Annotated in this window: 18 protein-coding genes and 1 other annotated feature; of the genes, 16 read left to right on the plus strand and 2 right to left on the minus strand. The window is 28.7% G+C overall.

The features are described from left to right. Window positions 1-129: 129 nt before the first annotated feature. From B3Z56_RS08410 to hcp, 5 genes are all read left to right on the plus strand, one after another. Window positions 130-327, plus strand: a complete 198-nt coding sequence (locus B3Z56_RS08410) for a hypothetical protein (protein WP_035133185.1) — start codon at window positions 130-132, stop codon at window positions 325-327. 158 nt (window positions 328-485) lie between these two features. Then, a complete protein-coding gene (locus B3Z56_RS08415; protein WP_346848271.1) occupies window positions 486-656 on the plus strand; it encodes an aspartyl-phosphate phosphatase Spo0E family protein in 171 nt (56 codons plus the stop codon). Window positions 657-839: 183 nt separating this feature from the next. After that, window positions 840-1,808, plus strand: coding sequence for a lysylphosphatidylglycerol synthase domain-containing protein (locus B3Z56_RS08420; protein WP_346848272.1), 969 nt, complete (start codon window positions 840-842; stop codon window positions 1,806-1,808). A gap of 34 nt (window positions 1,809-1,842) precedes the next feature. Beyond that, the gene (locus tag B3Z56_RS08425) at window positions 1,843-2,523 is read left to right on the plus strand and encodes a Crp/Fnr family transcriptional regulator (RefSeq protein WP_346848273.1); all 681 of its coding nucleotides are present in this window, start codon (window positions 1,843-1,845) and stop codon (window positions 2,521-2,523) included. A 208-nt stretch (window positions 2,524-2,731) separates the two neighbouring features. Beyond that, entirely contained in the window at window positions 2,732-4,372 is a 1,641-nt protein-coding gene (hcp, locus tag B3Z56_RS08430; protein ID WP_346878589.1) for a hydroxylamine reductase, read from the plus strand. A 101-nt stretch (window positions 4,373-4,473) separates the two neighbouring features. Here hcp and B3Z56_RS08435 read toward each other — a convergent pair whose 3' ends face one another. Next, a complete protein-coding gene (locus tag B3Z56_RS08435; protein ID WP_346876423.1) occupies window positions 4,474-4,800 on the minus strand; it encodes a hypothetical protein in 327 nt (108 codons plus the stop codon). A 644-nt stretch (window positions 4,801-5,444) separates the two neighbouring features. On the opposite strand from B3Z56_RS08435, the gene hflX reads away from it, so the two are divergent. The 3 genes from hflX (at window position 5,445) to B3Z56_RS08450 (ending at window position 9,491) form a co-directional block, all read left to right on the plus strand. Continuing rightward, on the plus strand, window positions 5,445-6,692 hold the full coding sequence (hflX, locus tag B3Z56_RS08440) for a GTPase HflX (RefSeq protein ID WP_346878590.1): 1,248 nt from the start codon (window positions 5,445-5,447) through the stop codon (window positions 6,690-6,692). Between the two features lie 78 nt (window positions 6,693-6,770). Beyond that, window positions 6,771-7,040 (plus strand) — a binding site (T-box leader). A 201-nt stretch (window positions 7,041-7,241) separates the two neighbouring features. Further along, on the plus strand, window positions 7,242-8,576 hold the full coding sequence (brnQ, locus tag B3Z56_RS08445; RefSeq protein WP_346878591.1) for a branched-chain amino acid transport system II carrier protein: 1,335 nt from the start codon (window positions 7,242-7,244) through the stop codon (window positions 8,574-8,576). 147 nt (window positions 8,577-8,723) lie between these two features. Further along, complete coding sequence (locus B3Z56_RS08450) at window positions 8,724-9,491, plus strand: MerR family transcriptional regulator (RefSeq protein ID WP_346848277.1); 768 nt, start codon at window positions 8,724-8,726, stop codon at window positions 9,489-9,491. 96 nt (window positions 9,492-9,587) lie between these two features. Here B3Z56_RS08450 and B3Z56_RS08455 read toward each other — a convergent pair whose 3' ends face one another. Further along, the gene (locus B3Z56_RS08455; protein WP_346878592.1) at window positions 9,588-11,318 is read right to left on the minus strand and encodes a WG repeat-containing protein; all 1,731 of its coding nucleotides are present in this window, start codon (window positions 11,316-11,318) and stop codon (window positions 9,588-9,590) included. A 201-nt stretch (window positions 11,319-11,519) separates the two neighbouring features. Here B3Z56_RS08455 and B3Z56_RS08460 point away from each other — a divergent pair, with 201 nt between their 5' ends. The 8 genes from B3Z56_RS08460 (at window position 11,520) to B3Z56_RS08495 (ending at window position 19,338) form a co-directional block, all read left to right on the plus strand. Next, window positions 11,520-12,197, plus strand: coding sequence for a cytochrome c biogenesis CcdA family protein (locus tag B3Z56_RS08460; protein ID WP_346848279.1), 678 nt, complete (start codon window positions 11,520-11,522; stop codon window positions 12,195-12,197). Window positions 12,198-12,206: 9 nt separating this feature from the next. Further along, window positions 12,207-12,797, plus strand: coding sequence for a TlpA disulfide reductase family protein (locus B3Z56_RS08465; RefSeq protein WP_346878593.1), 591 nt, complete (start codon window positions 12,207-12,209; stop codon window positions 12,795-12,797). A 140-nt stretch (window positions 12,798-12,937) separates the two neighbouring features. Then, the gene (locus B3Z56_RS08470; protein WP_035133205.1) at window positions 12,938-13,267 is read left to right on the plus strand and encodes a winged helix-turn-helix transcriptional regulator; all 330 of its coding nucleotides are present in this window, start codon (window positions 12,938-12,940) and stop codon (window positions 13,265-13,267) included. 530 nt (window positions 13,268-13,797) lie between these two features. Continuing rightward, complete coding sequence (locus B3Z56_RS08475) at window positions 13,798-14,220, plus strand: hypothetical protein (RefSeq protein WP_346848281.1); 423 nt, start codon at window positions 13,798-13,800, stop codon at window positions 14,218-14,220. An 82-nt stretch (window positions 14,221-14,302) separates the two neighbouring features. Beyond that, window positions 14,303-16,102 carry an oligoendopeptidase F gene (gene pepF, locus B3Z56_RS08480; protein WP_346848282.1) on the plus strand — a complete coding sequence of 600 codons (1,800 nt, stop codon included), beginning with the start codon at window positions 14,303-14,305 and terminating at the stop codon, window positions 16,100-16,102. A 413-nt stretch (window positions 16,103-16,515) separates the two neighbouring features. Beyond that, window positions 16,516-17,835 (plus strand): MATE family efflux transporter, encoded by a 1,320-nt coding sequence (locus tag B3Z56_RS08485; protein ID WP_346848283.1) that lies wholly within the window; start codon window positions 16,516-16,518, stop codon window positions 17,833-17,835. Between the two features lie 92 nt (window positions 17,836-17,927). Continuing rightward, a complete protein-coding gene (locus B3Z56_RS08490; protein WP_346848284.1) occupies window positions 17,928-18,755 on the plus strand; it encodes a MerR family transcriptional regulator in 828 nt (275 codons plus the stop codon). A gap of 28 nt (window positions 18,756-18,783) precedes the next feature. Further along, window positions 18,784-19,338 (plus strand): histidine phosphatase family protein, encoded by a 555-nt coding sequence (locus tag B3Z56_RS08495; RefSeq protein ID WP_346848285.1) that lies wholly within the window; start codon window positions 18,784-18,786, stop codon window positions 19,336-19,338. Window positions 19,339-19,380 lie beyond the last annotated feature (42 nt).

The raw sequence follows: 19,380 nt of genomic DNA on the forward strand, positions 1-19,380 counted from the left end.
TTTAATTTTTTATATTGAAAATAATTTATGAAGAATAGATAATAATTAAGTTTTTCTATTATATAAATAAGTATATGAATCTTACTTAATGAAGATAATAATATAAATTACATTTTAGGAGGTAAGATTATGAATTTAAAAAGTGAACATCATTCTTTATTAAATAATAATCCAGGAACTATAGAAAGAGATCTTGGAAGGGAAGTAAGAAATAAGGTTAGTGATAATGAATTAAAGAGTGAAGCTAATACAAAGAGGAACAAGGAGTCTATAGAAAATTCCATAGAAAAGGGAGAAGGATATCTTTATAACACATTAGAGGATTAATATATTGAAATTATTATATCTAGAGGAAAGCAAATTTACTTTATAAATAAGTAGATTTGCTTTATTTGTTTTAACATTTATAACCGTATAAAATAATTAATTTTATATTCAAGTTATTAACCTCTTATTGCTATAATTATAGCGAAAGGAGGGGCGATATGGGAAAAATTGATGAAATGGATAAAAGGGTTTGTGAAATGAGACAAAATTTACAAAAGTTAATTAGTGAAAAAACTAATTTACTAGATCCAGAAGTAATCATCGCAAGCCAAAAACTCGATGTGGTTTTAAATGAGTATCATGCAATACTGAGAAAAATCCTCGAGTAAAACAAAAGTTGGAGAGATCTAAAGTCTCTCCTCCAAGGAGATAAAATAAATAAAAGTATCTATAAAATCTAAAATATAGATTTTAATGCATATAAGTAGTAGAATGGTAATATGTTGAAAATATAAGCTAAGTAAAATATATATATTTTATTTAGCTTTCAAATTGGATTAGGGGGACATAATGTGAGTGGTAATCAAAGAAAAAGTAAAGTGAAAAGTGGAGGAAAGATTTTAATTCCCATAATAATTATGCTTTTTGTAATTTATGAAGCTAGGAGTATATTTAAGGAGATAGATATAAATCAGGTTCTAGATATATTAAGAAATATACCTAATACATATCTTGTAATATTCTTAATATCTGCAATTATATCTATATCGTTTTTATGCTTTTATGATGTAGTACTAGCTGATCATTATAGATACAATATAAATAAGTTTAAGGTATTTGTAGTTGCATGGATTGCTCATAGCTTTAATGACATAATAGGGTTTGGAGGGCTTACAGGAGCTACACTTAGAACTGTTTTATTTAAAGATGAAAATATTGATACTAAGGACATGATAAATTTTAATATGATACTAATACCTACAACTATAGTGGGCTTATCAGTTATGTGCTATTTAGGTGTATTAGACGTATTTAAAATATATCCATTATTACATAACCAAAAGTGGCTTTGGATAGTAATATTAATATTTTGTGCTTTTCTACCTATATATTATTTTTTAGATAGGTTCACTTGGTTAAGCAATAAACTTGAAAAATTTAATTTATACTTTGAAGGAAGTATAAATTTAAAGGTCAGATTAACCCTTCTATCTACCTGTGAGTGGATAGTGAGAAGTATGATGTTTTTTACCATAGCTAAATATTTTAAAGGTGATGCAAGCTTTGTATCGGTTACAGGAGTAAATATATTAGCATGTATTGCTGCACTTATAAGCTTTATACCAGGAGGTGTAGGGTCCTTTGATTTAGTAGCGATACTAGGACTAAAGACTCTGGGGTTTTCTCCTAACTCAGCTTTATCTATAACGCTTTTATTTAGACTATATTACTTTATAATACCTTGGATTATTGGAGTAATTCTATGGGTAGGAAGAGTAGTATTAAGGTCAAATAAATTAGGTAATCATATACGAGAATAAAATAAGTTAATACAATAAAAGAAGAGGATGAATAATGAAAGATATATTAAAATTACTACAAAACAATTTCCTTTTTAAAGGAATTGATTCTGAGAATCTAAAAAAAATTTATGAGGAAACAAAATATCATATTAATAAATATGATAAAGGGGAAATTATTGCCCATGAAGAAGAAGAATGCAGTACTATAGGACTTATATTAGAAGGAACCATTGAACTTCAAAGGATATATCCAAGTGGTAAATATATAGTTTTAAATAAACTTACCCTTGGTGATGTATTTGGAGAAGCCATAATATTTTCAAAGCAAGAGAATTATCCAGCAACAGTTATTGCACTAAATCAATGCAGTATATTATACATTGATAAGGTAGATATGTTAGAACTATTTTCAAGAGAAAAAAGAATTCTTGAGAATTTTTTAGAACTTCTTAGTAATAAAGTGCTAATGCTAAATTCTAAAATTAAAAATATATCTTTTAAGAATATAAGGCATAGAGTTATAAATTACATATTAGAAGCTATGAAACTACAGAAGAATAGTACAATTAAATTAAAAGAAAGTAAAGAAAGTATTGCTGCAGCTTTAGGAATACCAAGACCATCATTGTCAAGGGAGCTAATAAATCTTAGGGATATGGGATATATAGATTTTGATAGAAGCAATATAAAAATATTAGATATAGAAGCTTTAGAAGAAGAAATGTTTAATTAAACATTATATAAAAGATAAGTATTAATAAATATGGAATACAAACAATGTAAATAAAAACATTTAAAAAAATATATTATCACAGGAGTTCGTAACATAGGTTACGGACTCCTGCATTTATTTTATGTACAATAAGACCATAGTTCAAATGAATTCAATTATTAAATCAACAAAGTAAAAAATATTATTAAGAAATAAAGGGGAGTTAAATATGGAGAATAAGATGTTTTGTTTTCAATGTCAAGAAGCAGCTGGTTGCAGCGGATGTACTGTAAGAGGAGTTTGTGGTAAGACTCCTGATCTTGCAAAACTTCAAGACTTATTAATATACAGTTCAAGAGGATTATCAGAAGTAGCTACAAGAGCTAGGGAAGAAGGAGTAACTGTTTCTAATATAATAAATAGAGCTGTGACTATGAATCTTTTCACTACAATTACAAATGCAAATTTTGATGACGCGGTATTCTATAAAATGGTTAAAGAAACTTTAAATCTTAAGGAAGAATTACTTTCAAAATTAAGCAATAAAGAAGATTTAAGTGACGCTGCATTATGGACAGCTAAAACAGAAGCTGAAATGTATAGTAAAGCTGGTTTAGTAGGAGTACTGTCTACTGATAATGAAGATATTAGAAGTTTAAGAGAAATGATAACTTATGGATTGAAAGGATTAGCTGCATATGTTAAACATGCTAATGCATTAGGATATGATGATGAAGCCATATGTGCATTTATGCAAAAAGCTTTAGCTGCAACAGCAGATAATAAGATAACAATAGATGAATATATAGCATTAACATTAGAAACTGGTAAAGTTGGAGTAGACGGTATGGCATTACTTGATAAAGCTAATACTGAAAGCTATGGACATCCAGAAATTACAAAAGTAAATATTGGAGTAAGTAATAAGCCTGGAATTCTTGTGTCTGGACACGACTTAAAAGACTTAGAGCAATTATTAATTCAAACAGAGGGTACAGGAGTAGATGTATACACTCACTCAGAGATGTTACCAGCTCACTACTATCCAGCATTTAAAAAGTACTCACACTTCATAGGAAACTATGGAAATGCATGGTGGAAGCAAACAGAAGAATTTGAGAGCTTTAATGGACCAATTCTTATGACTACAAACTGTATAGTACCACCTAAAGATAGCTACAAAGCAAGAGTGTTTACTACAGGTGCTGCAGGATATACAGGATGTACACATATTGCAGCTGATGAAAAAGGAAATAAAGATTTTTCAGCATTGATAGAATTAGCTAAAACTTGTGAAGCTCCAATAGAAATTGAACATGGTGAAATCATTGGAGGCTTTGCACACAATCAAGTATTAGCCTTGGCTGATAAAATTGTAGAAGCAGTAAAAACTGGAGCTATAAAGAAATTCTTTGTGATGGCAGGTTGTGATGGTAGACAAAATAAAAGAGAATACTACACTGACTTTGCAAAGGCATTACCACAAGATACGGTAATCTTAACTGCAGGATGTGCGAAATATAAATATAACAAGTTAGACTTAGGTGATATTGGAGGAATTCCAAGAGTACTTGATGCAGGTCAATGTAATGATTCATACTCACTAGCATTAATTGCTTTAAAATTAAAAGAAGTATTTGAGTTAGAAGATATAAATGAATTACCAATAGCATTTAACATTGCATGGTATGAGCAAAAGGCTGTAATAGTTTTATTATCTCTACTACACTTAGGAGTAAAAAACATTCACTTAGGACCAACGCTTCCAGCATTCCTATCTCCAAATGTAGCTAATGTTTTAGTTGAAAACTTTGGAATAGGTGGAATAACTAACGTAGAAGATGATATGAAAATGTTCATGGAAATGTAATTGAAAAAATAAATATATAATTAAGCCCAATATGTAACTATTAAAAGAGGTTCACTAAAATTAATATTCTAGTGGACCTCTTAATTTAGTATATATTTCTTTTACTTAAGACGAGATTCAATCCAAGCTAAGGCACCTGGATGCATAGAACCATCATTATCCAAAGTAACTTGAGAAATGAAAAATATTTCATTATCTTCTTTTACTTCATCTAAAGCTAGCTTTATATCCTTAGAATTCATTTCAGTATGTAAAAGAAATGTGGTTGGCATAATGTTTGCCCAAGACCCTAAAGATTTAATTTTTCTAGGAAGATTACTATGGTGGTGATGATGGTCGTGGTTGCAATTCTCATCATGCTGGTGATCATGATCACATTCATGATTATGAGTTTCAGCTATATAATAAGTTATTTGATATACAGACATTTTATTACCTCCTCTAGGTAAGTTTATGGTTATTTAACATGTATTATACATAAAATGAAAGTGATTTGCAATTAATAATTCATTAAAATGATTATCAGTAAGAAATATAAAATATAAATTTTGTAGACCTAAGAAATAAAATAATTTATTATAATGTTTACAACTTAAGTAATGTATGCTATATTATTGGTAAATGATTACAAAGAAAAGGAGCGGTATGAAATGAAAAAATTATTTATAGTTTTAAAGAAATTTAATAAAATCCATACTGCTTATAATAATAGGGTTATTTAAGGCTTTATTTATGTAATTTATAATATTTTATTTAAGTAATTATAATACCTTGAGCAGAGAAATGGATAATTTTCTATGCCAAGGTATTTTTTTATTAAATAATTCAAGGTTATGGAGGCGTGTAAGATGAGAATTAAGAGTGGAATTTTTAGTGTTAGATTAAGAGGCTAAAAGGTGGATTTATGAGTTGCCTTAAATGTGGCTATCTAAACATATGATTTAGATAGTAGAATTTACTCCGTATATATCATGGAGATTTCTTTAAAGAAGTAAACTTTAAAGTTAAAATTCTATAATCATGAATCCGTACTATAGTAGCTTAAATAGTATGATTAAAGGAGATTATGGAAATGGAAAGAAAAGGAATAGTAGTAGGAATAAATATAAATAATGAAAATGGATTTGAAGAATCTATGGTTGAACTTAAGAATTTATGTATGGCCTGTGATATTGAAGCTATAGGAGAGCTTGTACAAAATTCAAAACAAATCAATAAGGCACATTATATTGGAAGTGGAAAGCTAGATGAATTAAAATCATTAGTAAATAGTGAAGAAGTAGACATAGTAATTTTTAATAATGAGCTATCGTCATCACAATTAAGAAATATAGAAAAGGCTATTGAATGTGAAGTTATTGATAGAACTGCACTAATAATAAGTATATTTGCTGAAAGAGCAAAAACTAGAGAAGCAAAACTTCAGGTAGAGGTAGCAAGACTTCAGTATTTATTACCAAGACTAATTGGGGCTAATGAAAATTTAGGTCGTCAAAGTGGAGGTGTAGGAACAAAAAACAAAGGTGCTGGAGAAAAAAAATTAGAGCTTGATCGCAGAAAGATTGAGGCCCAAATAGCTGCCTTAAACAAGGAACTTGAAGAGTTAAAACATCAAAGAGAAACACAGCGTAACTTAAGAAGAAAGTCTAGTGTGCCCCAAATAGCCTTAGTTGGATATACTAATGCAGGGAAATCATCAATTATGAATAGTATGATAGATACATTTAAAGATAGTGAAGAAAAAAAGGTTTTTGAAAAAGATATGCTGTTTGCAACCTTAGAAACGTCTATAAGAAGCATAAAGTTAGATGATAATAAAAAATTTTTATTGTCAGATACAGTAGGGTTTGTAAGTAACTTACCACACAATTTAATAAAGGCTTTCAGATCTACCCTAGAGGAAGTTTGTGAAGCTGACTTATTACTCCATGTTGTAGATATTTCTAATCCAGATTATAAACATCATCTTAAAGTAACAAATGAAACATTAAAAGAGATAGGAGCAGAATCAGTTCCTATGATTTATGTTTATAATAAGATTGACTTAGTAGATTATTATTTAACTGAAAAAAATGGAGTTTATATATCAGCAAAGAAAAATTTAGGTATAGATAAACTTGTAGAAACTATATCTAATAAGGTATTTAATAATTATATAAATTGTAATATGTTTATACCTTATGATAAAGGAAATTTGTTATCTTATTTAAATGATAATGCAAGAGTTATAGATAGAAAATATAGAAATGATGGTACTGAGTTATCTATTGAGTGTTCCAATATAGATTATGAAAAATATAGGGAATATGTAATAGGCTAAATTAAAAATAATTAAAAAATATTAAAAAGTATTGACAGAAGTTCAATATGCATATAATATTAATAGCATATAAATTCAAGAAATTCTATGAAGAGAAAAAGTAAGTAGTATTTTTGTTCCAAAGAGAGTTGGCATTTTGCTGAAAGTCAATGTTCAATATACAACTGAAAATCATCTCTGAGAAGCAACGCCGAAATATTTTAGTAGGTTTTGCCGGAGTCTTTCACCGTTAAAAGAAAAGCGTATTGTTAGATACGTATCTAAGTGTTGTAATTGAATCTATTAATGTATTGTTTTTAGATTTGTTTACAGAATTAGGGTGGTAACGCGGTTTAACCCGTCCCTTGTTTTTCAAGGGACGGGTTTTTTATTTTACATTAGAATTAAAAATGTAAGTAAGCAAAGACATAGAAGATCTTTTGGATGTATATCAGTGCTAAAAGAAGGGAAGCAAGGCACTAATAAACTGAAAAGGGGGAATATTATGGATATACAAGGTGATATTATTAGCTAGTAGAAAATTCACAGCATAAACGAGGGGGAATAAAAATGAACAACTTATCAAAAAAAGATTTAGTATTAATAAGCTTAATGCTTTTCTCATTATTCTTTGGAGCCGGAAATTTAATATTTCCACCATTTCTAGGACAATTAGCAGGGGGAGCAACTTGGATTTCTATGGCAGGATTTTTTGTAACAGCAGTAGGATTTCCTATTTTAGGAGTAGTTGCAGTGGCGAAATCAGGGGGACTACATAATTTGGCAAAAAGAGTTAATCCGTTATTTGCAGGTATATTTACAGTACTTATATATTTATCTATTGGACCTTGTTTAGGTATTCCAAGAGCTGGAAGTTTACCTTTTGAAATGGCTGTAGCACCATATTTGCCAGAAAGTATATCAAAAATCTGGACACTTTTTATATTTACTTTATTATTCTTTTCAGTGGCTTATTGGCTTTCATTAACCCCTGCTAAATTAGTGGATCGTATGGGTAAGTTTTTGACACCAATCCTATTAGTACTAATTTCACTAATTTTTATAGCATCAATTTTCAGACCATTAGGTAGTTATGGGGTAGCCACAGAAGAGTATGTAAATTCACCTTTTGTTAAAGGCTTTTTAGATGGATACTTAACTATGGATACCATAGCCGCTTTAAATTTTGGAATAGTTATAGCTTTAGCTATAAAATCTAAAGGAATTAAGGATGAAAAAGCAATTATCTCTACATCTGTAAAGGCTGGTGTAGGCGCAGGTGGATTATTAATAGTAGTTTATTCTATACTGGCACATCTAGGAGCAACTAGTGGAGGAAGATTTGGAACTACTGAAAATGGAGCACAAACTTTAACAAATATCATGACTTATATATTTGGAAAACCAGGTGCTGTACTGTTAGCAGTGATATTTACATTAGCTTGTCTTACAACCTGTGTTGGACTTATAACTTCCTGTAGTCAATACTTTTCTGCATTAAATAGTAAATTATCATATAAAAATTGGGTTAGAATATTATCACTTTCCAGTATGATTCTTGCCAATATGGGATTAACAAAAATTCTTGCTATATCAGTACCAGTATTAAATGCAATTTATCCAATAGCAATAATGCTTATAGTCCTTGCAATGCTAGATAAGTTTTTTAATGGAAGTACAGTGGTATATGGATTAACAATATTGTTTACGGGAATTGTAAGTGTAGCTGATGCATTAGGACAAGTTGGAATACAATGGAACTTTATTGTGAATTTATTTAGCAAGTTACCGCTCTATTCTAAAGGATTAGGATGGGTGGTGCCAGCACTAATTGGTATAATACTTGGAACTGTATACAAGTTAGTTGAAGAAAAAGTAAGCTATAGTAAAGTAAGTGAATTATAAAAATACTCTATCACTATAATTTCCAACATAAACTAGAAGAAAGACATGGGATAAGTATATTAAAATTATAAGGGGAATAATTTTAATAAAACTGTTGACATTCACGTTACGTAAAGCTGTATATTGAATATTAGGAGGAGTGAGAATATGGAATATACAGTGCAAAATTTAGGTAAGTTAGCAGGGATAAGTACAAGAACCCTTAGATACTATGATGAAATAGGAATTCTTAAGCCGGCAAGAATTAATTCATCAGGATATAGAATTTATGGGCAAGCAGAACTTGATAGACTGCAACAAATACTGTTTTATAGAGAATTAGGGGTTAGTTTAATAGATATAAAAAATATAATAAATGAACCTTCCTTTGATGGGATTAATGCACTTATAGAACATCGCCTTAAACTCCTTGAAAAAAGAAAACAAATAGATTTGTTAATAGCTAATGTTGAAAAGACCATAGCTAACAAAAAAGGAGGAATTAAGATGAGTAATAAAGAAAAGTTTGAAGGGTTCAAACAAAAACTAATAGATAAAAATGAGAAGAAATACGGTAAAGAAATAAGAGGAAAATATGGTGATGAGGAAGTAAATAAATCTAATGCAAAAGTAAAAGATATGTCAGAAAAAGAATATGAGGAAGTAACAAACCTGGCAGAAGAAATTATGAATACTTTATCAGCAGCTTTTAAAACAGGTAATCCAGCTGGAGAACTAGCTCAGAAAACAGCAGAATTACATCGCAAATGGATAGAATATTACTGGAGCAGTTACAGTAAAGAAGCCCATGCAGGACTTGCCCAAATGTATGTGGATGATGAAAGATTTACAGCATATTATGATGCTAAACAACCAGGAATGGCAGCTTTTTTAAGGGATGCTATATTCATATATACAGGAACTGATAAATATTAATATAAACATTAAAATTTAAGGATATGAAAGGGTGTCTCCAAAGTATAAGTTTACTAAAATAAACTTAAGGTAAGGCTTTGGAGACACCCTTATTTATCAATTAAATGAGTTATAAAAACTTCCCTTTTTACAAAGTAGAGAATCTATATCTGCAAAAGGAATTTTGAAGGTAACAAAACCAGCAGCATAAGGTGCAATCTCATAAGGTGCAAAATATATATATAGATTATCTTCATCTACATAAAAATTCTGGTTACTAGTAATACCTTTAAAGCCATCTTCATATACATAAGAATATTGAGGGTCAGTTTCTATCATATTTTCTATGATTTTATTTATTTCATCTATCCAACGAGTAGTACAATCAAATAAATCTGATAAGGAATAAAACTCTCCAGTTTTTAAGTTAATATTTGGTGTGCTTCTAGCTGTCATTCCATGAGCAGCGCCAAAAGGATAATAATAGGTATTTATTTCTGGAATATATAAGTCTTTTTTAAAGAATAAAGTTTCAAAATTTCCATAGAGATTATAATCTAAAACTTCATTACGATCAACTATCTTAAGAGCACACAATTCCCTTAATTTTGAATTGATGTTTTCAATTACTGTAGATGGAGTAGACTGATTAATTTGAGGATAATATACTAAATAATCTACATTAGGCTTATATTTTAGTTTTAGTATAGTATATTCATCATTTAATTTAATTCGATTATTGGGTTTATAGATTATATCACCCTTCGTATTCAGGTAATAAGGAATATAGTCTATATCGGCATAAACAATGTCACATTGAAGCTCTAAGGTGCCAGTTCCTTTAACTACAGGTAAGTTTCTAACAATTCTACCACTAAGGTCTATAAAGAAACTATTTTCAAGATTATAAGCAGAGGCTAATCCATTTTTAAATTTTTGAATATCTAAAAATTTAAAATCTGTAAGGGTATTGCCCTTGTTGTCTCCTAACGCGTAGATACTATTAAAAGAAGTATTAACATTATTACCACGATAAATGCCTAGGGCAAATCTATTATCTCCAACATATCTTATGTCGTCATAAATGAAAGGATATAGAATATGATCAGATAAAGTTACAACTCCATAATTACCTTTATAATTAGGTGCGGTGCTTACTACCATGTATCCATCATTTACAGGAGAAGCAGATGTAAATTTAGGCTTTATAAGAACACGACCATATATGTCTACATAACCAATAAGCCCTCCTAGACTTTCGGAAAAAGTAAATACACCTTCATTATAATTACCTACAAATTTATAAGGAAAGGTTGTAATAATAGTTCCACTTTTATCAATTACTTGATAGGTACCATCACGAGATTTAACTAGTGCATAGTTATTTTTAAAGTCACTACCTTCCAAATAATTTGGTGGTAGTACTTCATTACCATCCATATCTATATAACCATATAGTTGGTCATCTGAAGAAGTTTTAATACTAACAAGGGCTAGAGAATCACTATAGCTAGAGATAAAGGTATACGGATTTTTAGTAATTATTTTTCCACCTTCATCTATAACACCCATAATGTCTCCTTGTACATATACAGCTCTAGATTCAACAAAGGGTTCTATAGAATTATATATAGGTGGAATTACATATTCCCCATTAATGTTAATAACCCCACAATTATTATATTTGCAAACTATAGCTAATCTATTTTCATTGAAGCTTGATGCTGTAGAAAAGCTAGGTGATATAATAAAATTTCCTTTAGAATTAATATATCCATATAGGCTTCCTTTTTGTGTATTTGTTAGAGCTGGATATAAATCTACGCAAGATTCTTTGAAATCACTCATAAATACTCTCCTATTCATTACTTAATATTAGTGTATTTAGGTTTATTTAATATGTTTCAATGAATTTATAAAGTTTAACATTATTAAGAATTAATTATTACATATAGGTATATCATAATAAAGGTTACTAAAAGGTGACCAATTGAAAGGTTAAGTGTATATTGATATATTTAGTGTAAATAACTTTGAAAGGAGTAAGATATGGAATATATTTTATTATTTTTAGAAGGAATTATAACCTTCATATCTCCATGTATTTTACCAATGTTGCCTATATATATTTCTTACTTTGCGGGAGATAATAATTTAGAAGATGGAAAGAAAAATAATACTTTAATAAATGCTTTAGGATTTGTAATTGGTTTTACAATAATATTTACACTGTTAGGAACCTTAGCAGGGACTTTTGGAAGCTTTATTAGAAATTACTATACACTACTTAATATAATAGGTGGAACAATAATAGTTATATTTGGTCTAAACTACATGGGTTTACTTAGAATTTCATTTTTAGAGAGAAGTTTTAAGATGGATATGAAGATTAAGTCTCTAAAATTTATTTCTTCAATCTTATTTGGAGTAGTTTTTGCCATCGGATGGACGCCATGTGTAGGTACATTTTTAGGATCAGCCCTGATGATTGCTGCTAATAGTCAGCAAGTTTTAAAGGGCACTTTAATGCTATTTATTTATAGTATAGGATTAGGAATCCCTTTTATTATATCTGCTATTTTGATAGGGAAGCTAAAGGAAACCTTAGATTTTATAAAAAGAAATTATAAAATAATTAATAGGATTTCTGGACTAATTCTTGTAGTTATTGGAATTGCAATGATGACAGGATATTTAAATAAAATACTTTCAATTTTAAGTTTTTAGGAGGCAGTTATGAAAAATAAGAATATAATTATATGGATTATAGGTTTCATTATATTTTTTATATTAGTTTATCTAGGATATAATGAACTATCATCTCGATATAATGAAAATGAGAAAAATAACAATAAAGGAATAAGTGATAGTCTTATCACTGGTGAGGAAGGTAAGACAGAGGATACAAAGGCCAAAGCTGTAGATTTTACAGTATATGATGAAGATGGAAAGGAAGTTAAACTATCAGATTACAAGGGCACACCAGTGGTACTAAACTATTGGGCTAGTTGGTGTGGACCTTGCCAGAGTGAAATGCCGCTATTCAAAGAAGCAAATAATAAATATGGAGACAATGTTAAAATATTAATGATAAATATGACAGATGGACAAAGAGAAACTGCAGAAAGTGCTAAAAAGTTCATGGTAGATAATGAATATGATATGCTCACTTTATATGATAAGGATTTAGATTTTGCTAATAAATACAATGTTGCAAGTATACCAAGAACTGTTTTTATCGATAAGGAAGGATTCATTACTATGGAAAGAATTGGTATAGTCAATGAAGAATTTTTAGAGGCTATGATAGAGAGGATTAAGAAATAGATAAAACTATTAATAATTAGTGAAAAAAGTGTATTAAGAGTAGCTAAAGAAAAATGATACAGGTATAATATAGACTTAGTAGCGTATACTTATTTAATTATATAAAAGTTTTTAGAGGTATATACTAAAGGAGAGAAGTTATGTTTGTAGCAAATAATGAAGAATATCACTGCCCAGTAGAAGCTTTAGCAAATATTTTAGGCAAGAAGTGGGTAGCTAATATAATTTGGTCACTAAGTAAGGATAGTAAAAGATTTGGAGAATTAAATCGTCGAATGAAGGGCTGTAGCAAGAAAATGCTATCTCAGCAGCTAGAAATTCTTATAAATAGCGAGATCATAGATAATGAAAAAGAGATAAATAACAATCAAGTAGAGTCAGTTTATTATCTTACACCTAAGGGGAAATCCTTACTCCCAACTATTGAGCAAATGGTTTTATGGGGTGAAAAAAATTTGCCTTGCAAGTAAGATTATAATATAAATGAGGGAAATCAAAATTAATAAACAGAGTTCTTTGCTTCAAAGGGAGTATTAACTCCCAATGAAGCTTAGAAATCGTTATCCAGGGACGTAACTGCTCTTTACTCCCACTTTGAAGAAGATGGGAGTATTAGAGCTGGTAGTCATCGGACAAAATAAAAAGGATATCTTAAAGCTATTAAAGTTAATAAGCTAAGATATCCTTTTATATTAAGCTTACAATTAAATTCAGGTTTTAAAGTATTAATAAAATAAGTTATAATGATTATTAGTAATGATAATTTAAGCTATTTAAATATGAATCTATTTTAAAATATACCTATTTAAATAGGTAACTATATAAATATATAACTATTTAAATAGTTGTTCTGTTCATGCGGGTTTCAGGGGTTTGTCATTTAAGTAGAGCATTAAAAACATGCTAAAATATGAAGATTTAATAGCTATATTGTTAGTTCTTTTTATTAGTATGATAAGTTAAAGAGCAAACACATAAGAGGATTAAAAAGGAGCTTAAGATGGAAAACTACATAACTAAAGATAATGAATTTTATAATGATGTGGAGAATGCAGATAATTTAAGTAAGTATAAATTAGACATAGATGAAGCAATCAAAGCTATAATTTCTAAGGAAGATAGATTAGTTTTTGCCAGTGTAGTAAAGGTAGCTGATATTACTAATATTACTGTTTTTAAGTATCCTGAATTAAGAGGATATATTTTAGAAAAAATAAAGTTTGAAAAGGAAATTCAAGCTATAGATAAAAAAATAGATAGAGCCATAGCTAGATTAAATAAAGGAAATAGAAGAATTACTTTTATTTCATTAATGAATAGTTGTAAATTTAACTCTGATCATATATATAACAATCCATACATAAAGGAGAAAATTAGAGCAGCTGTTATTGAAAACACTAGAGGCTTATGTAAAAAGAAGTAGATATTTTACAAAAAAATATGTATTAGGGTATAATAGTGATTAAGGAAAATTTTATCATTAAATAGTAATATGGAGGTGCAATATGGTAACAATGGAAAAGATAAAGACAAGAGAAGAAGTCGAAGAAAAATATAAATGGAAAGTAGATAAAATGTACGCCACTGATGAAAAGTGGGAAGAAGATTTTAAAAAATTAAAGGAAAAATCTCCAAGTCTTTTAGAATTTAAGGGACACCTTAGTATAGGAGCTAAACTATTAGATTACTTACATCAATATGAAGAGATGGCAAGTTTATATGAGGATTTAGTAGTATATGCTCACTTAAGAAGTGATGAAAATAAATCTAATTCTAAATATCAAGTTATGATGGATAAAATATCTACTTTTGGAGCTGAATTTAGTGGATTAATTTCATTTTTCCTTCCAGAACTGTTAACTATGGAAGTGGAAGATATTAAGAAGCTTATAGAAAATACTTCTGGATTAAAACATTATGAAAGATATATTACAAATATATTTGAAGGTAAACCTCATATTTTAAGTGAAGCAGAAGAGAATATATTAGCAAATGTTAGTGATTGTCTAAGTGCGCCAAGTAATATATTCACTATGCTTACTAATGCTGATATAACTTTTCCAAAAATAAAGGATGAAGAGGGTAACGAAGTAGAGCTTACAGCTTCAAATTATTCAGTATTTATCACAAGTAAAGACAGAAAAGTCAGAAAAGAAGCCTTTGAGGTGCTATTTAAAACTTATAAGAATTATGAAAATACCGTGTCAACTTCGTATACTGCTTCTGTTAAGAACTTTATTTTTGAAAGTAAAATTAGAAAATATAACTCTTGTCTTGAAGCATCTTTAAAACCTAATAAAATTCCTGTGGAAGTATATAAAAATGTAGTAAACACAGTGAATAAAAGAATAGATTCTCTTCACAGATATGTAGAGTTAAAAAAGAAATTACTTAACTTAGATGAAATTCATATGTATGATTTATATGTGCCAATTATTGATGCACCAAAGTTTAATATAGCTTTTGAAGAAGGAGTAGCTCTTTGTGAAAAAGCTCTAGATCCAATGGGGAAAGAGTACATTGATATCTTTAGTAAAGGTGTTAAAGAAGGTTGGATTGATGTTTATGAGAACAAGGGAAAAAGAGGAGGAGCTTACTCTAGTGGTAGCTATACCTCTATGCCATATATCTTATTAAACTATAAAAATCAAGTGAATGATGTATCTACTTTAATTCATGAAATGGGGCATAGCATACACTCCTATTATTCAAGAAATAATCAACCATATACCTATGCTGATTATGAATTATTCTGTGCTGAAGTTGCATCTACTACTAATGAGTGTTTATTGATAGACTATTTAATAAAAAATGAAAAAGATAAAGCTAAAAGACTATATTTAATAAATCAACAACTTGAAGGAATTAGAACTACTGTATTCAGACAGACCATGTTTGCAGAGTTTGAAATGATTGTCCATGAAAAAATGGAGCAGGGGGAAGCTTTATCTAGTGATGATTTATGCAAGATTTATCATGACTTAAATGTTAACTACTTTGGAGATACTATGGTAGTGGATAGTGAAATTGACATTGAATGGGCAAGGATTCCTCATTTTTATAGAGATTTCTATGTATATCAATATGTAACAGGTTTTGCAGCAGCTAACTCTTTCTATGAAAAAATTCTTAATGAAGGGGAAGAGGCAGTTGAAAAATATAAAGGCTTCTTAAAAGCTGGATGTAGTGACTATCCAATTGAAATACTAAAAAAAGCTGGGGTAGATATGACTACACCAAAGCCTTTAGAAGATACTATTAATAGATTTGATGAACTTTTGGCTATGCTTGAAAAAGAATTATAAGAAAAATTATACCTGGAATATTGGAAAGTGAATTTAAATATATTAAGATTTTTTAGGTTATTATAGTAAATAAAGATGATTTTAAAGTAATTATGTACTTTGAAATCATCTTTATTTTTTATTGCAATATAAAAATTGCTATTATGTGTTTAGAAAATTATCAACTATATTAAAGTTCACTAATGCATTTTTTCATATTAAATGATAAGTGATTATAATATATGCTGTTTACTAATATTCTTTGATTATTTATGAAATTTTTTTCTTTACTGCAGTCTTTTCTAAAGATAATAACAAGCTATTCATTAGATAGATATATAATTTATGGATATATATGAAAAAACTATTGACTCTATACTAAGGATAGACTTTATTATGTATAAGGTAGTATAAAAAACAAAGGAGAATAAAGTATGGAAAAAGAGAATAGATTGAAAGAGTTTTTTAAATATGCAGTGCCTTCTGCCCTTGCCATGTTCATATCATCTTTATATACAGTAGTAGATGGAATATTTGTTGGTCAAGGTGTTGGTGATTTAGCATTGGCATCAGTAAATATTGTACTTCCCTTTACAGTTATGTTATTTGGACTTGCTTCAATGTTTGCCATAGGTGGAGGAACTTTAGTGTCTAAAAACATAGGTGCAAAGAATATAGATAGAGCAGTAATTATTTTTAGACAAGTATTTAAGTTTCTTTTAATAGCTAGCGGTATTATAAGTATTACCTGTATTATATTCACAGAACAAATAGTAACTATTTTAGGAGCAACAACTAGTTTGAAAGGATTAGCAGTGGAATATTTAAGATTTTATGCAATCTTTTGTATCCCTAACTTGATAGGAATAGTACTAAGTAGTTTTGTAAGAAATGATGGAAGGCCAAAGCTTTCCATGATATCAACAATTGCAGGAGCAGTAACTAATATTATCTTAGATTATATATTTATATTTAAATTTGGATTAGGTATAAAGGGAGCTGCAATAGCTACAGGTCTTGGTCAAATTATTACAGTATCTGTGTTATTGCCGCATTTTATTATGAAGAAAGGTTATTTAACCTTTGGTAATGTAAAAATAAATAAAAGAGATTTAAAAGAATTTTGTTTAATAGGATTTCCGTCTTTTTTTGCTCAAGGAAGTTATTCAATAATGGTATTAATACATAATATTGTTTTAGTTATGTTTCTTGGAGAAAAAGGAATTTCAGCCTATAGTATAATTAACTATATAACAACAAATATATATATGGTTCTTTATGGCTTGACTTTAGGAGTACAACCTCTAATAAGCTATAATTTTGGTAAAAAAGATGGAGAACAAATGCTAGGATTTTTCAAGATAACATGTATATCTTCAACAATAATTAGTGGTTTCTCTGTTATAATATGTTTTATATTTGGTCCAGCACTTATAGGTATATTTACAGCAGATCCTGTAATTGCAAATCTTGCATATATAGCACTTAGAATAGCAAGTGTAAGTTATTTTGCCGTTGGAATAAATTTAAATACATTAGTTTATTTCCAAGCCTTAGAGATGCCAAAATACTCAAATTTAAGTTGTCTTTTAAGGTCTGTTATATACTTGCCAATTTCACTAATGATACTTTATAAAGTCTTTGGAGCCAATGGAATTTGGGCAGGTACAATATTATCGGAAAGCCTTACATTTATAACTATAAGTATAGTGGCTAATATAAGAGTATCTACTAAAGAAGTATTAAGTGCATAAAATTTAGAATAGTAGAGGGCTGTCCAAAATTTAAGGATTTTGGACAGCCTATTTTTGAAATTTAGGATATAATAATAATGGGGTGAGAGTATATGGATACAAGATTTTCAATTGGTGAAGTATCTAAATTACATAATATTTCTATACAAACATTAAGGCATTATGACAAAATTGGATTGTTAAAGCCGGCTTATGTAAATGAAAAGAGTAAGTATAGATACTACTCAGTAAAACACTTTATAATTTTAGATTTGATAAAACAATGTAAAGCTATGGGGTTATCTCTAGATGAAATAAAAATACTAGTGAATAATTATACTTCCGTTAACTCTATTTTAGAAATAATAACAAAGCAAAAAGAAATAGTAGAAGAAAAGATAAAAGAGTTAGATAGCATAAAAAATAATATATGTTTTTTAGAGGATAGAATTCAAACCGTATTAAAAGAGGGAATAAATGAACCTTTTATAAAATATTGTACTGAGAGAAAATTTATAAAATATAGTAATACCCATAGATATACAGAAGAATTTGAAATAAATCTATCTAAAGCCTTAGGATATATAGAAAAAAAATATGGAAGCACTAATAAAGAGTTAGTTTTTCCAACATCTTATGAAGATTTTAAAAGTAAAGAAATGTTAACATACAATAATTTAATGATAAGTATAAATGAAAACATGGATATAGATGAAAAGAAAGTAATTACTCTAAAATCAGGAAATTATATTACAATAAACTTTGATGACGATTATAAAGATACAAGCAAATATTACAGAAAGCTAGTTGAGTATATTGAAAAAAATAATATAATAGTTAATGGGGATTTTTATGAGATATATATAATGACAAGATGCGGGATAGACAAAGAAGAAAAAGCTTTAGGACAAATTCAAATTTTAATAGATGAGAATAATTAATTTTAAATGACAATATAGGAGAGATAGCATGAAGAACATTTATTTAATTAGACATTGTAAGGCATATGGACAGCCAGCTGAGGCAGAGTTAACAGAGGTTGGTATAGATCAAGCGCTAGAATTAAAGGACTATTTACTAAAGTATAATATTAATTATATAGTATCTAGTCCCTATGTAAGGGCTATAAAGACAATAACACCATTTGCAAAGCATTTAGGGTTAGAAGTAAATATTGATGAAAGAGTGAGAGAAAAGTTATTGATACCTTATGTGGTAGATGATTACACACCTTATTTATTAGAAGCCTATGAAGATATGGATATAACCTTTCATGGAGGAGAATCTTCAAATGAAGCTACTAAAAGGGCTATTGAAGCTTTAACTGATATTTTAAAGCTAGAAGAGGAAAATGTAGCAATAGTCACCCATGGAGAGTTATTTTCTTTAATAATGAGGTATTTTGATAAGGTTTCAGGTTTTGATTTTTGGAAGAATTTAAGTAATCCAGATGTATATTTATTGAGATTTGAAACTAATGATATAAAAAGTATAGTAGATATTAAGAGAGTATGGAAGGCTTAGAATAAGATAAAAATTTTCTTTGAAGAAACATAATAGATTTTG

The organism is Clostridium sp. UBA7791 (genome assembly GCF_002480755.1).
Lineage (GTDB): Bacteria > Bacillota > Clostridia > Clostridiales > Clostridiaceae > Clostridium_J > Clostridium_J sulfidigenes.

Excerpts from the sequence above, each read along its gene's own strand:
- brnQ (WP_346878591.1), top strand. The coding sequence starts at position 7,242 with ATGAACAACTTATCAAAAAAAGATTTAGTATTAATAAGCTTAATGCTT.
- B3Z56_RS08450 (WP_346848277.1), top strand. The coding sequence starts at position 8,724 with ATGGAATATACAGTGCAAAATTTAGGTAAGTTAGCAGGGATAAGTACA.
- B3Z56_RS08415 (WP_346848271.1), top strand. The coding sequence starts at position 486 with ATGGGAAAAATTGATGAAATGGATAAAAGGGTTTGTGAAATGAGACAA.
- B3Z56_RS08465 (WP_346878593.1), top strand. The coding sequence starts at position 12,207 with ATGAAAAATAAGAATATAATTATATGGATTATAGGTTTCATTATATTT.
- hcp (WP_346878589.1), top strand. The coding sequence starts at position 2,732 with ATGGAGAATAAGATGTTTTGTTTTCAATGTCAAGAAGCAGCTGGTTGC.
- hflX (WP_346878590.1), top strand. The coding sequence starts at position 5,445 with ATGGAAAGAAAAGGAATAGTAGTAGGAATAAATATAAATAATGAAAAT.
- B3Z56_RS08495 (WP_346848285.1), top strand. The coding sequence starts at position 18,784 with ATGAAGAACATTTATTTAATTAGACATTGTAAGGCATATGGACAGCCA.
- B3Z56_RS08490 (WP_346848284.1), top strand. The coding sequence starts at position 17,928 with ATGGATACAAGATTTTCAATTGGTGAAGTATCTAAATTACATAATATT.
- B3Z56_RS08435 (WP_346876423.1), bottom strand. The coding sequence starts at position 4,800 with ATGTCTGTATATCAAATAACTTATTATATAGCTGAAACTCATAATCAT.
- B3Z56_RS08455 (WP_346878592.1), bottom strand. The coding sequence starts at position 11,318 with ATGAGTGATTTCAAAGAATCTTGCGTAGATTTATATCCAGCTCTAACA.
- B3Z56_RS08410 (WP_035133185.1), top strand. The coding sequence starts at position 130 with ATGAATTTAAAAAGTGAACATCATTCTTTATTAAATAATAATCCAGGA.
- pepF (WP_346848282.1), top strand. The coding sequence starts at position 14,303 with ATGGTAACAATGGAAAAGATAAAGACAAGAGAAGAAGTCGAAGAAAAA.
- B3Z56_RS08460 (WP_346848279.1), top strand. The coding sequence starts at position 11,520 with ATGGAATATATTTTATTATTTTTAGAAGGAATTATAACCTTCATATCT.
- B3Z56_RS08425 (WP_346848273.1), top strand. The coding sequence starts at position 1,843 with ATGAAAGATATATTAAAATTACTACAAAACAATTTCCTTTTTAAAGGA.
- B3Z56_RS08475 (WP_346848281.1), top strand. The coding sequence starts at position 13,798 with ATGGAAAACTACATAACTAAAGATAATGAATTTTATAATGATGTGGAG.
- B3Z56_RS08470 (WP_035133205.1), top strand. The coding sequence starts at position 12,938 with ATGTTTGTAGCAAATAATGAAGAATATCACTGCCCAGTAGAAGCTTTA.
- B3Z56_RS08485 (WP_346848283.1), top strand. The coding sequence starts at position 16,516 with ATGGAAAAAGAGAATAGATTGAAAGAGTTTTTTAAATATGCAGTGCCT.